This is a genomic window from Chloroflexota bacterium, assembly GCA_020161265.1.
Classification (GTDB): Bacteria; Chloroflexota; Chloroflexia; order Chloroflexales; family Herpetosiphonaceae; genus Herpetosiphon.
The window spans coordinates 99,138-112,534 of the sequence record JAIUOC010000010.1; the positions used below are offsets into that span (position 1 = coordinate 99,138).

General features: G+C 51.1%; 10 protein-coding genes. 2 read left to right on the forward strand and 8 right to left on the reverse strand.

What is annotated here, in order from left to right; genetic code table 11:
- Window positions 1-48 precede the first annotated feature (48 nt).
- The 8 genes from mazG to LCH85_21515 form a co-directional block, all read right to left on the reverse strand.
- Window positions 49-1,194 (reverse strand): nucleoside triphosphate pyrophosphohydrolase, encoded by a 1,146-nt coding sequence (gene mazG, locus LCH85_21480; GenBank protein MCA0354573.1) that lies wholly within the window; start codon window positions 1,192-1,194, stop codon window positions 49-51.
- Between the two features lie 72 nt (window positions 1,195-1,266).
- Window positions 1,267-2,238: a peptidylprolyl isomerase gene (locus tag LCH85_21485; protein ID MCA0354574.1), complete on the reverse strand. Its 972-nt coding sequence runs from the start codon at window positions 2,236-2,238 to the stop codon at window positions 1,267-1,269.
- Between the two features lie 133 nt (window positions 2,239-2,371).
- The gene (locus LCH85_21490) at window positions 2,372-3,622 is read right to left on the reverse strand and encodes a serine hydroxymethyltransferase (protein ID MCA0354575.1); all 1,251 of its coding nucleotides are present in this window, start codon (window positions 3,620-3,622) and stop codon (window positions 2,372-2,374) included.
- Between the two features lie 87 nt (window positions 3,623-3,709).
- Complete coding sequence (locus LCH85_21495; GenBank protein ID MCA0354576.1) at window positions 3,710-6,877, reverse strand: GAF domain-containing protein; 3,168 nt, start codon at window positions 6,875-6,877, stop codon at window positions 3,710-3,712.
- Window positions 6,878-6,902: 25 nt separating this feature from the next.
- Entirely contained in the window at window positions 6,903-7,679 is a 777-nt protein-coding gene (locus LCH85_21500) for an enoyl-CoA hydratase/isomerase family protein (GenBank protein MCA0354577.1), read from the reverse strand.
- A gap of 51 nt (window positions 7,680-7,730) precedes the next feature.
- A complete protein-coding gene (locus tag LCH85_21505; protein MCA0354578.1) occupies window positions 7,731-8,993 on the reverse strand; it encodes a zinc-ribbon domain-containing protein in 1,263 nt (420 codons plus the stop codon).
- Window positions 8,994-9,010: 17 nt separating this feature from the next.
- On the reverse strand, window positions 9,011-10,117 hold the full coding sequence (plsX, locus tag LCH85_21510) for a phosphate acyltransferase PlsX (GenBank protein MCA0354579.1): 1,107 nt from the start codon (window positions 10,115-10,117) through the stop codon (window positions 9,011-9,013).
- 133 nt (window positions 10,118-10,250) lie between these two features.
- Window positions 10,251-11,465 carry a DUF2330 domain-containing protein gene (locus tag LCH85_21515; protein ID MCA0354580.1) on the reverse strand — a complete coding sequence of 405 codons (1,215 nt, stop codon included), beginning with the start codon at window positions 11,463-11,465 and terminating at the stop codon, window positions 10,251-10,253.
- A gap of 176 nt (window positions 11,466-11,641) precedes the next feature.
- Between LCH85_21515 and LCH85_21520 the strand changes: the two genes are divergently transcribed.
- Window positions 11,642-12,223, forward strand: coding sequence for a GNAT family N-acetyltransferase (locus LCH85_21520; GenBank protein MCA0354581.1), 582 nt, complete (start codon window positions 11,642-11,644; stop codon window positions 12,221-12,223).
- A complete protein-coding gene (locus tag LCH85_21525; GenBank protein MCA0354582.1) occupies window positions 12,220-13,392 on the forward strand; it encodes a GNAT family N-acetyltransferase in 1,173 nt (390 codons plus the stop codon). The genes LCH85_21520 and LCH85_21525 overlap by 4 nt, the downstream gene beginning before the upstream one ends.
- The last annotated feature ends 5 nt before the right edge of the window (window positions 13,393-13,397 follow it).

A 13,397-nucleotide genomic window follows, 5' to 3' on the forward strand; every position in this document is an offset into this window, starting at 1 on the left:
TTCGCGCTCTTCGTGATCTTCGCGGTTCCAGTACTCAAGGAATACTGCTTATTGTTTCTCGGCTCGTTTGGCAGCTTCCCAGAGCGTGTCGGCTTCGCTTAAGCTGAGTTGGCTAAGTTGGCGGCCTTGGGCTTGGGCGGCTTGCTCAACGGTCACGAAACGGCGGCGGAATTTGGCAATCGTGCCGCGTAAGGCACTTTCTGAATCAATTTTGAGCCAACGAGCAAGATTGGTTAGGGCAAAAAGCACATCGCCAAACTCGGCGGCTTGTTCTTCAGGGTTAGTGGCGACTTGCAATTCAGCGATTTCTTCATGAACTTTGGCCCAAACTCCGCTGACATCAGGCCAATCGAAGCCAACCTTGGCGGCTTTCTTGCCAATTAGTTGGGCAGTTGCAAGCGGCGGTAGGGTTTTGGCAATGCCATCAAGTGCACTGTTGCGTTGGCTGCCTTTTTCCTGATGCTCGGTTGCCTTAATTGCATCCCAGTTGCGCAACACTTCGTCGGCATCGCTGACCTCGGTTGTGCCGAAAATATGTGGGTGACGACGAATCAGTTTGCTGTTGATTGCTGTATAGACCTGATCGAGATTGAAGCGGCCTGCTTGGCGACCAAACTCGGCATGAAAGACGATTTGCAATAATAAATCGCCCAATTCTTCTTTTAAATTTGGCCAATCTTCGGCATCAAGGGCTTCCAGCGTTTCATGGGTTTCTTCGAGCAAAAATTCGCGTAAGCTGGCATGGGTTTGTTTGCGATCCCATGGGCAGCCATGTGGCCCCGCCAAACGCGCCATAATCCATTCTAAAGTGCTTGGGCTTGCCACATCGGTTTCGATGCTAAGTGCTGGCAGATACCAGGCTTGAGCCGTGCTGGCAGTGGCGAGGGTTTGTTGGCTCAGGCTAATTTCATTTAAGCTATGCACGGGATGTTCGGCAGGGTAGCGCCGCAATAAACTGGCGCGAACCGCTGCTAGCTTGCTTGTATCGATTTCAGTGATGATCAAGGCTTGGGTAGCTTGAAATGGTAATGGGCTGACGAAGCTTGGGTATTCAGCGATGCCTTGTAATTCGCACCAAGCTCGATCAGCGTCCTCGGCAGGAACTGGAATTGGGGCTAGTAATTTGTGGGCGGGCACAACTTGAAAGCCTTGGCTCAAATCAAGTGGCAATTGGGTGAGAAGTTGGCTCAACATGCTTGCTCCTAAAATAAAGAGCGACAGGATGAGCGATGCATCCTGTCGTAACGCCCATTGGCATTGCTCTGATTATTGATCTTGGAAAACGGTGACTGATTCAGGGAAGGGCACTTCCTCGGCTCGCACGTAATTTTTGATCAAATCGTTTTTGCGATATTCTTCGACTTTGGCTTGCACATAGGCAGTGCCTTCGGGAGAAGTCATAAGTTCTTCGAACGAGTTAAAACCAATCGCGTTGCGGCTTTCGGTAATTTTGATAATGTGATAGCCAAATTCGGTTTTGACAGGCTCGCTCAATTGGCCGATTTCCAGCGTGTTGAGTGCGGTGGCAAATTCAGGGACGAAGCCGGCAAATTGCTCTTTAGTATACCATCCAAGGTCGCCGCCATTTGCGCCACTGCCGGTATCTTCAGAATATTGTTGGGCTAAGGCCGAGAAATCTTCGCCCGCTTTCAATTGGGTCAAGAGTTGGTTGACACGATCAAAAGCTACTGATTCACTGACGGTTTGGGTTGAAACCAAAATATGAAACAGATGAAATTGTGGTGTTTCGCTTGGCACTTGCAGCGTTTTGGCATAGCTTTCGAAGGTTAAAATTTGGGCAACATAGGCACGCATATTTTCAACCGAGCCAAAACGATTTTTTTTGGCAAAGGCTTCATAATCGGCAAAGGTTGGTTTTTCTTCATCGGCAAAGGCTGGGTTTTCTTGTTCCAAGGCCCGATCGATCATCATCGTGGTTTGTTCTGCGGTCACGCTATCGATGCCTGCGCCAAGTTTGGCACTTTCTTCCAGCAGCACTTTTTGCAAAATCATTTGATCTAAAAGTTGTTGACGGGTGGTATTGGCATCAAGGCCGCCACCATTATTGTTGATATTATTAGAATTTTGATCTAAAAAGGTTGTAAATTCTGCTTCGGTGATCGAGGAATTGCCAACCTCAACCAAGACTTTGGATTGGCTGGTGGTAATTTCACTACCACAGCCTGCTAGGATTGCGATTACCAAACAGAGCAGCAACCACTGGGCGTGTCGTCGCATGAGCGAAAGTCCTCCACATTCTTGAAATGCTAAATTATATATCTCATTGATACCGCAGCCATGGCCGCTTGTCAAACGCTAAGCGAGACAGTCGTAGTTCGACTGCCTCGCTTAAGCTGGTTAACTGGTTGATTTAGGCGTATTCTGGTTGGCCTGGTACTGGGAAGGCCGCGCACAATTCACGAACTTCGCCAGCAATTTTGGCTTGCAGGCTCTTGTTGCCCAATTCACGCACGATTTGGCCGACCCAAACCGCAATTTGGCGCATTTCGTTTGGCCCAAAGCCCCGAGTCGTCGCAGCAGGCGTACCAAAGCGCAAGCCGCTGGCTGTCATTGGTGGCTTGGGATCGAAGGGAATGGCGTTTTTGTTGACGGTGATGCCAGCGTGGTCAAGGGCTTTTTCTGCGTCTTTGCCTGTGGCATTCACTGGAGTCAAATCGACCAGCAATAGGTGATTATCGGTGCCGCCGCTGACGATTCGCAAGCCTTCGTTGGTCAAGGCTTCGGCCAAAACCTTGGCATTTTCGACAACCCGTCGCATATAATCGCGATATTCGGGTTGCAAGGCTTCGCCAAATGCCACGGCCTTTGCTGCGATCACATGCATCAACGGGCCGCCTTGCACACCTGGAAATACGGTTTTATCGATATTTTTGCCATGCTCAGCACTGCACATAATCATGCCGCCACGAGGGCCGCGCAGGGTTTTGTGGGTGGTGGTGGTGACATATTGAGCTACGCCGATGGGCGATGGGTGCAAACCTGCGGCGACAAGGCCTGCAATGTGGGCAATATCGGCCATCAAAATCGCCCCAACATTGTCGGCGATCGTGCGCAGCAAATCGAAATTGATGTTGCGTGGATAGGCACTAGCTCCACAGATAATCATCTTGGGCTGGGTTTTGTGGGCAATCTCGGCAACTTCTTCATAATCGATCTGTTCGGTCTCGCGATCAACGCCATAGCCGTGAATCTCATACGATTTGCCCGAGAAGTTGAGTGGATGGCCGTGAGTTAAGTGGCCGCCATGAGCCAAACTCATGCCCAAGACGCGATCGCCATGCTCAAGCGTGGCCAGTTGCACAGCCATATTGGCTTGCGCTCCCGAGTGGGGTTGCACGTTGACATGTTCAGCACCAAAGAGTTGCTTGGCGCGTTTGATCGCCAAATCTTCGGCGACATCAACAAACTCGCAGCCTCCATAATAGCGTTTACGTGGATAGCCTTCGGCATATTTATTGGTCAACACCGAACCTTGGGCAGCTAATACAGCACTGCTGACATAGTTTTCAGAGGCGATCAACTCAATCCCATGGCGTTGGCGTTCTGCTTCAGAGTCGATAGCTTGCGCCAAATCGGGATCTTGTTGGCGCAATACATCCATTAACGACATGCGTACACTCCTTGTCTACGTGGAAACATCCTTGCAGCCGGTTGGGCGTGGTGCGACGATGTAAAATTGACCCGCTCCCTATGATACACGGTTTGGGCCTTGTGTGTTACGAGCTTGAATCAAATCGGCGACGGTGCTGCGCAGGGTTTGCATCTCGAAGGGCTTGCCGAGCACACTATCGACACCTCGCGCCGCAGCGTAATCAGCATCATGTTGGTAGCCCCAGCCAGTAATTAAAATCGCGATGATATTTGGGCGGCGTTGTCGCGCTTGTTCCAGCACATCCCAGCCGTTCATCCCAGGCATACCCAAATCGGAAATAATCAGATCAAAGGCTTGTTCGTCGATCCAGCGCAAAGCTTCTTCACCAGAGCCAGCCAAGGTCACTTCATGCTGATCGTGGCGCAATACTTTGGCCACGATATTGCGCACCGCTGGCTCATCATCAACCACCAAAATACGCTGAGCCGCAGTTTTAGGCACAATCGCGACGGGGCGGGGTTTTGGCTGGGGGGCATGATGAATTGGTAGCAACACCACGAAGCGAGCGCCATGCGGATATACATCTTCAGTCAATAATTTGCCACGATGGCGTTGGACAATGCTTAATGCCACTGCCAAGCCCATACCTGTGCCCTCGCCAATTGGCTTGGTCGAGAAAAATGGCTCGAAAATGCGGGTGCGATCTTCGGGAGCGATGCCTGGGCCGTTATCGGCAATCGTAAAGTACGACCACTCGCCAGTTGTGCCAGTGCTGATTGTAATTGTGCCGCCTTGGGGCAAGACATCAATCGCATTGACCACCAAATTAACGCAAACTTCGCGTAATTCGGCGGCGCTGCCCTGAACATGGGCGGCAGCTAAATGGGTGCTAATATCGAGCTTAATTCCGCGTTGCTGGGTTTTATCACGCCACGAAGGGCGGGTAAATTCGAGCGCAATATTAACCACATCACGCAAATCAACAATATCGTCGTAAATTGTTTCGGAGGCCCGCGCAAACTCTTGAATCCGGCGCACCGTGACCGCACCATCTTTAGCGGCACGTTCGATCACTTGCAGGGCATCACGACGCTCAGCATGCTCTTCGTGAATCAGCAAAAATTGGGCATTGCCCAAAATTGAGGCCAAGAGATTGTTGAAATCATGCGCAACGCCGCTGGCAAGTTGACCCAAAGCTCGTAGTTTCTCCGAATTGATCAACGTTTCGCGAGTGTTTTCTAGCTCATCAAGCACGCTGCGCAACTGGTAATATGATTGCTCGGCATCGGTGCGCAGCAAATGTTCTTGCTCATAACGTCGGGCTGTATGAATTGCTTGAGAAATTTGTTGGGCGATCGAGGCCGCCAGATGGCTTTCCTCAGGATTCCAAACCCGCACATTACCGCGGCTATACATTTGCAACCAACCACTAAACCGGCCATCAACCATCAGTGGTTGGGCAAAGAGTGATGACAAACCTTCGGCGCTAGCTGGATCGCCGCCAATCAGCGAGACGCGCCGAATATCGCTAATATACAAGGGTGTTGGTGGCTTGAAGCGCGAAATCCAATAATTAACCGTATCAGTGTTCATCTCTAGCGAATCGAGATAGCGCTCGGAAAAGCCCGCGTGGGCCACCACCTGCATGGCACTGCCATCATTGTGCCACATCAGCACCGCAGCAGCGGCAACTTTAAACACATCGATTACTTTTTCGACCACATTGCCACATAAAGCATGTAAATTGAGTTCACCGCTGATCGCGCGAATAATTTCTTGTAAGGCTTCTAATTCGCGGCGGCGTTGGCGTTCGGCCTCGTAGAGCTGCATTTGGCGCAAGGCTAAGGCCAATTGATCGGCTACATCGTTGATTAAGCGCAAATCGTCAAGCGTCCAGAGGAAGGGCCGTTGCACTTTATAGACACAAACAAAGCCTAGCCATTGGCCGTTGGCGACCAAGGGAACCCAAGCCAAAGCATGAATATTCAAGGCCAGCAGCCGTTCGCGCAATTCAGGGTCATTGCTATCGTGATATTCGTCGATCGTCAGCGAGCGCTTTTGTTGAAAGGCTTGCAGCATTTCGCTATGCAACAAAGCCTCGGCAGCCGTCAGATGGTCGGGCAGCAGCAAGGTTGTGTAGGTTCCATGGAAGCGCAAGCGTTGCTCTTGCTCGTACAAGGCCACGGTGCAGAAATCGGCGCGTAAACCCAAACCGAGGGTTGCCAACACATCCTGCCAAACCTCGCGCAAATTCATGGTTTGGCGAATATGGCTGACGATGCGGGCAAACAGCACATTGCGTTCATTGGCCACATACATCGAGCGAAACAGCCGATTATGCTCCAAAATATAACCTAAGCGTGCGCCAAACTCTTGCAAGGCCAGCAAATCGTTAGCTTCAAACGGCGTGGCGGGAATTAAATGTAACAAACCAAGATTGGCTTGATTGCCAGGTACATGAATATCGATGCCATGCTGGCCTGCCAGCAACATTTTGGCTGAACTATGGCTTGATTGCTGGCCGATTTGCTCGTAATAACTGGGGCTAAGCGGCTGAATTCCACGCTGAGTTGGCACATGGGCGGCATTAATTTGAGTCAATAAGCCCAAGCCTTGCTCATCGTATAAATATAATGCAGCGCCTTGCAACGGCAAAAAACGCCAAATTAATTCGATAATCTGTTGCGGCTCGGCTAATACATCAAGGTGTTTCAAAATATGCAGATTGATTTTTTCGATGATTTGGGTGCATTGATCTTCGCGATAATGTTGACGATGGCTAGGAAGTGTGCCCAAGGCTAGCGCTAATTGCTGGGCGATCATCTCGATAATTGGCTGTAAGAGGCTTAGTTTATGCTCAGGCTGTGGACTTTGAATATCGATTAAGCCAAGGAATTGACCATTGCGCTGAATTGGCACGCTGAGTTGGCACATTCCATCAGGGGTTGGCGCAGGAGTGATTATACTGCGTTGATGATGCCAAACCGCCGACCAAGCGGCTCCTGCATTGTAGATTAACCGTGGTGGCTGTTGATAGCTTGGGTCTTCTAAAGGGCCAAGGGCGCTGGCAACTGGCACAAAACTATCATGTTGAACGAGGGCGATGGTGACCCGCGGCGTTTGCAAATAGTGGCTGATCAGTGCGCAAATGCGTTGAATCAACAATTCGGCATTATGAAGGCAAAAATGTTCTTGAGCGGTTTTTTTTAACAGCTCAAGTTGCTCATGCCAAATGGTTGACACCGCGTGATCACCATCGTACATAGCGGCTATCCTTTCGTCGAAGGTCTTACCATTGCGGTTTGCGCTTGTTTAAAAATGCGGCTAAGCCAGCTTGGCCCTCGGCGCTGGTACGAGCTTGGGCGATCGCCTCGATGGCGTAGCGTTTGGCAGCACTGCGCTCCATTTCCCAGATCGCTTGAACCAACTTTTTGGCTTGGGCCATGGCTTGCGGGCCGCCGCTGAGCATCCGTTCTACCAAATAGCCAACCGTTTGATCAAGCTCATCTTCGCTGGTAATCGCATGGATCAGGCCAATTTCAAAGGCGCGTTCGGCACTGAAACGCTCGCCCGAAATAAACAAGGCGCGGCTATGGCTGACTCCAATTTTGGGCACGACATATTGGGCAATTACTGCTGGAATCAAGCCTAATTTGACTTCGGTAAAGCCAAATTTCGCTTGCTCAACGGCTACTGCTAAATCGCAACAAGCGACTAAGCCAGCACCACCGCCGAGGGCTGCGCCATTGATCCGCCCGATGACTGGTTGCGGCATGCTATTGAGCAAATCGAACATAGCATCAAGATTTTCAGCATCGGCAATATTTTGCTCAGCCGTGTAACTGGCGCTGGCTTGCATCCAGCTTAAATCGCCACCAGCCGAGAACGAAGGCCCGTTGCCCGTTAAAATAACCACCCGCGTCGTGCTATCGGCAGCGATTGCAGTCAGCGCTTGGCGCAATTCGCCAATCAGTTCGGGATTAAAGGCATTGTGCAATTCTGGCCGATTGAGACTAACCGTGGTAACGGCGGCCTGCTGGCTGATGCTGATCAGTTGATATGACACAAAACTACTCCGGCTGGCCCAACCGCGTTGTTGGGCCAGATTGACATTGGCCTAGGGATAAGCCATGCGTAAATTATCAAATTCGGTTAAGGTATCACCATTATCAAAGGTGCTTGCGCCGAAACCCACCGCGCCGTTGGCATAGGTATCATCGTTGTAGGTGGCGACTTTTTCACCATTCAAATAGAAGGTAAAGTTCGAGCCAATCGCTACCACACGCAGCCGATTGGTTGCGCCAATGCCATCATTGGCAACCGAGCTAAATTTCCAATCGACGAGGTTAGTCCATTCTTCGGTTTGTTTGTCATAGCGACGGAAGGCAATATTGCCTTGACCATCGATTTGGTAGACATACAAACTACCTGAAGCATCGCCATCGATTTGCTCACGCAGCACAAGGCCGGCTGCATTGGTTGGATCGCCGCTGACCATTTTTACATCGATTTGGGCATCAACATCACTATATGTTTCATTAGTGGATGTCCAAATGATGCGTTCATTGACATATACATGAATTTGATAGGCATCTTCGACATAGGCATATTTGCCCGATTTGCTGGCAGTTTCTTGATCGGGCCAAGCTTCATCGGTGGTCGAAAAATCGTCTTCCAAGAAGGCTAAGCCGCCAGTGCTCGGCTCTGATGTTGGTGCTTCTGGCTCCTCGGTTGCTTCTACCGCTGGGGTGCGGGTTGGGCGGGCAGTGGCGGTGGCGACGCTGGTCGCATTGCCTGCAACGAGCTTATTATTTGGATCGTCTTTATCGCCATCCATCAAAAAGGCTACGCCAGCCCCGATCAGCACCAGAATCCCCACGACAATCCCGATTACAATTCCGGTGTTGCTGCTGCGTTTGGTTGGTACGCTGGCATTAGGATAGGATGCGCCATAATTTGGTTGTTGATAGTTGGCGGGCGTGTATTGTTGCTGATTGCCATAATTTTGTTGTGGTGGCGGTGGATAGCTGCCGCCTTGACCGTAATTTTGCTGTGGCGGTGGTGGATAGCTGCCGCCTTGACCGTAATTTTGCTGTGGCGGTGGTGGATAGCTGCCGCCTTGACCGTAATTTTGTTGTGGCGGTGGTGGATAGCTGCCGCCTTGACCATAATTTTGTTGTGGTGGCGGTGGATAGCTACCAGCTTGACCATAATTTTGTTCTGGTGATGAAAAACCGCCTTGACCATCGTAGCGCGGCAGAGCTTGAGTTGGCCCTTCGGCAGCCGTTGGCGCAGCGTTGAGCCGGGTTCCACACTCAGAACAAAACGGATTTACATCATCTACACTTGCCCGACAATTAGGACATTCACGAAGCGCCATACGGTTTACCTCCTAAATTAGGCCGAGGGTACTAATTCAACGGTTTCGAGGGCATGGCTAATGGTTGCGACGACCCGTTGTTCAACGGCATTGCGAGCTTGCCCGATTGCATTTTGAATTGCTAACGCATCGGATTTGCCATGAGCAACAATCGCAATTCCATTAACGCCCAATAACGGTGCGCCGCCATGGCTGCGATAATCCATACGTTTACGTAAGGCCAAAAGTGGTGCAACGGCCATACTCGCAGGCAATGTCAAGCCAGTTAGACCAGCGATTAATGCTCGCCAACGACCTTTGCCTGGCAAAATCAATGCTACTAAGGCTGGCAGCAAGCCTAGGACCAGATTTTTGCGCCATTCGGCTTTGATGTTATTGCTGGCGGCGGTGGTGATCATTTTAAAGACCCCTTCGCCAAATTTGAGCACCAAATTACCAACAAACCCATCGGCCACCACCACATCGGCGCTACCATTGATTAACATATCTTTGGGTTCGATGTTGCCAATAAAGGTCAAATCGCTACGTTGCTGTAACAGTCCATGGGTGTCTTGTACCAGTTTATCACCCTTATTGGCCTCTTCGCCATTCGCCAAAAGGCCGATTCGTGGCATGGCAATATTGGCGATTTTTTGGGCATAAACATTGCCCATTTGGGCAAACTGCACCAAATATTCAGGCTTACAATCGGTAGTTGCGCCCGAATCGAGCAATAAAGCATGGCCATGGACGGTTGGAAAATGGGTGACTAAACAAGGTCGTTCAATCCCACGAATGCGTCCAAGGATGAACAACGCCCCTGCCATGGTTGCCCCGCTATGGCCCGCCGAAACAAAGGCATCGGCTTCACCATCACGCACCAAACGCAGGCCGATTGCAACTGAAGAGTTGCGTTTACGGCGAATCGCTTGGGCCGGATGCTCGGTCATTTCGATCATTTCAGGTGCATCAACCACTGGTAAATCGAGGTTGCTGGTATCGTGTTTGGCGAGTTCAGCCCGAATTGAAGCCTCATCGCCAACGAGAATAATTTGGTCGCCCCAAGCGCGAGCAGCGGCAATTGCGCCTGCTACTGTCGCTTGAGGGGCGTGGTCGCCACCGCTGGCATCCAAAACAATACGCACAGATAATCCTCCAAACAAAACAGTTGACCTCATCGGGCATCATAAATCGAGTGATGAGGTCAAGCTGCTACTGGTATCTTAATGGGTTTTTGGTTGAACTGCAATACGCTAATTACGGCCTAGGAGCGTAGTTCTAGGCGCTGGGGCGGCGTTTGGGCCGACGAGCCAAGAGCCAGATCGAACCCATGGTTACGCCAATCACCAACAGCGTGCCGATGCGCAAGGGGCCACGGCGCAAATTGGCAGTTGCTTCTTCTTCTGATGAGCGATTGCCTTTGGCCGCATCGTATTGCTGGCGACGCACCGTGTGCAAGGTCGCAGTTTCGCAATCGTATGGCTCGGTGCGATAGGTCAAGTCGATATTGTTGGAAAGCGGTGGCAGATCAGGGCTATAACCAAAGGTTGGATCAAACAGCATCTCTTCGGGTGAAATTTCAGCATACAACCGCGTCAAGAACGTATATTTGCTGGTCAATTCCTTCAGCAGGCTATCTTGGGGGTTGAGAAATTTGCTTTGTTGGGCGTATTCGGTCAAAAAGCCTTTGCCCGCTACGCTTGCCAACACGCCGCTGCGCAATTCTTTGTAATTATTCGAGCCATCGTAGGCCATAAGCGCCAAATCGTTTTCGCGCATGGTAAAGCGTTCGGTATTGGTTGGAATCGCTTGGGCAGCGCCGAAAATCCAGACCGTGATTGGAGTTTTGGGTTCGCTGCTCAAGGCTGCCAAGCGCAAGGGCAGCATTGGGGTTGTGCCCGTGAAGCTGATTGCGACAGGTTGAATATCGTTGGTATCAGCGCCAGGCTTGAGTTTCATAGCGATCAAGGGCATGCCAGCTTCGGTATAGGGTTTTAGGGCAGCTTCTAAACCCGCTGGAGTTTGATAGCCGTTGGTTGTGAGCCATGTTTCAAGCGCCGCTGGATCACGATCCTCAATTACGCTGTAGTCGTAGGGGCCGACTTGGCCTTGTTGCAACACATTTGGGGCTTGACCAGCGCCCTCAGGTGCTGCTCCAACGATCGCCGGAAAACATTCAGGTGGCGAAGGGAAGGTCACTCGTGGATCGGTCAGAGTATGCAATTCAGCAAACGTGCTGGCTTCAATCACATCGACCTTGGGATTACTCGGTACTGGCAAAATCCAAGCAAACTCAGCGGGATCGCCAACATAGTTAATTTGAATATAGGCGGTGGTTTGGTTGGCTTGACCATCGACAGCAAAAATCACGTTGAGGCCAGCCTGGCGAATCTGATCATCGGCGGGAATCAACGCTCCACAAGCGGCAGCAATTGAGGGCAGAGTAAAGCTTAAAATGCTACACAGCGCAAAGACTGTGGCGAAACGGCGCATGGAAATCCTCCTTGAAATGTATGCAAGCTCAATCATAACACGCCGCGTTGCATGCTGTTATTCGTTCCAAGGCCTGATCCTTGTGATGGACATTGTTGTTAATATTGCTGCATTGTGGCGAATGCCATGGCTGATTAATCGATGAGTGCAACTGTGATTTGCCAAAGGAGTGTGTCATGGAAATTCGTGCTTTAGTTGCTGATGAGCGCTTACTCGACCAAGCTGCCGAGCTGTTGGTGCTGGCCTTTGCTGAGCATTGGCCCGAAGCTTGGCCAACGCTTGACGATGCCCGTGAAGAAATGCAAGAGGCGCTATTGCCCGAACGAGTTGGTTTTATGGCACTAATTGAGGGCCAAGTGGTTGGTTGGATTGGCGGCCAACCAAATTACGATGGCAATGTCTGGGAATTGCATCCCTTGGCAGTTCACCCCGATTACCAAGGCCATGGCATTGGTCGCGCGTTAGTCCAAGCCTTAGAGGTTGAATGTAGTGCCCGTGGTGGCCTGACCTTAATGTTGGGCACTGATGATGAAGCCTTTTTGACCTCAGCCAGCGGCATCGATGTTTTCCCCAACCCGCTGCAGCACCTCGCCACGATTCAGAATCGCCGCCGCCACCCCTTTGAATTTTATCAACACTGTGGATTTAGCATCGTTGGCATGATTCCCGATGCCAATGGTTTGGGCAAGCCCGATATTCTGATGGCCAAGCGTTTGGTTGCTTGGCCAAGCAATTTTCCAACAGGAGGCTTAGAGTGAATTATTGGTATGGTAATGCCGTCGAGGAAGATATTGCGGTTCTAGCGCCATTGTTGGGCCAAGCTTTGCATTTCAACATGAACCGTGAAGCGTTGGTTGAATGGATGCAAAAGCGTGGGGTGGGTTTATATCGGGCCTTTAAGGTTGATGGGACAATCGCCGCAGGCTTGGGGATTTTGCCGATGGGCCAGTGGTTTGGCGGCAAAGCTCAGCCAACCGCTGGGATTACAGTGGTTGGAGTTGGCCCCGAATGGCGCGGGCGTAAAGTTGGCGGATTCATGATGGAAGCCATGTTGCGTGAGCAATACGAGCAAGATGTGGCGATTTCAACGCTCTATCCAGCTACAACTCAATTTTATCGCACGCTTGGCTACGAGCGAGCTGGCAGCCGTATCTTGTATCAATTGAATCCTAGTTTGATCAAACCCAAGCGTGATCATGGTGTGACGCTGCGTCAAGTGCTCGAAACTGATTATGCGCCGTTTGCCGCGATTTACGATCCTTGGGCGGCGAGCCAAGCTGGGGTGCTCGAACGTTCGCAATTGATGTGGGAACGGGTGATGGTTTCGCCCCGCGCTGAACGTTTGCGCTATATTTTGAGCGATCAGGCTGGTCAAGCGGTGGGCTATGTGGTCTATGAGCAAGCTGGCCAGTTCGAAGATGTGAAAGTGATCGATTGGGTGGCAACCACAGGCGCGGCCTTAGATGCGCTGCTGGATTTTTGGGCTGGTCATCGCTCATTAGTCAGTAAAATTGTCTTGCCTGGTGCACCAATGGACCCATTGCTGTTTCGCTACCACGAACAGGGGGTTGAATATAACTGGCATTTGGATTGGATGCTGCGGATCATCAATGCGCCGCTGGCCATCGAACGCCGTGGTTTTCCAGGCTGGCTGAATTGCGAAATTGCCCTCGACTTAATTGACCCACGCTTGGATTGGAACCATGGCCGTTGGGTGTTGCAACTCCGTGATGGGGTTGGCAGATTAGAGCGTGGTGGCAATGGCGCAGTTTCGCTGCATGTGCGTGATCTGGCTGCCTTGTATAGCGGCTACCTTGCGCCCCACGATTTGCGTTTGGCTGGCAGTTTACAGGCCGATGCTGATCAATTAAGCTTGTTGGCGGCAATTTTTGCTAGCCCACGCCCGTGGATGAGCGATATGTTCTAAAAAAA

What these genes read in the sequence shown, in the direction of transcription:
- LCH85_21485 (MCA0354574.1), bottom strand. Translation starts at nt 2,238, where the DNA reads ATGCGACGACACGCCCAGTGGTTGCTGCTCTGTTTGGTAATCGCAATC.
- LCH85_21490 (MCA0354575.1), bottom strand. Translation starts at nt 3,622, where the DNA reads ATGGATGTATTGCGCCAACAAGATCCCGATTTGGCGCAAGCTATCGAC.
- mazG (MCA0354573.1), bottom strand. Translation starts at nt 1,194, where the DNA reads ATGTTGAGCCAACTTCTCACCCAATTGCCACTTGATTTGAGCCAAGGC.
- LCH85_21505 (MCA0354578.1), bottom strand. Translation starts at nt 8,993, where the DNA reads ATGGCGCTTCGTGAATGTCCTAATTGTCGGGCAAGTGTAGATGATGTA.
- LCH85_21495 (MCA0354576.1), bottom strand. Translation starts at nt 6,877, where the DNA reads ATGTACGATGGTGATCACGCGGTGTCAACCATTTGGCATGAGCAACTT.
- LCH85_21520 (MCA0354581.1), top strand. Translation starts at nt 11,642, where the DNA reads ATGGAAATTCGTGCTTTAGTTGCTGATGAGCGCTTACTCGACCAAGCT.
- LCH85_21515 (MCA0354580.1), bottom strand. Translation starts at nt 11,465, where the DNA reads ATGCGCCGTTTCGCCACAGTCTTTGCGCTGTGTAGCATTTTAAGCTTT.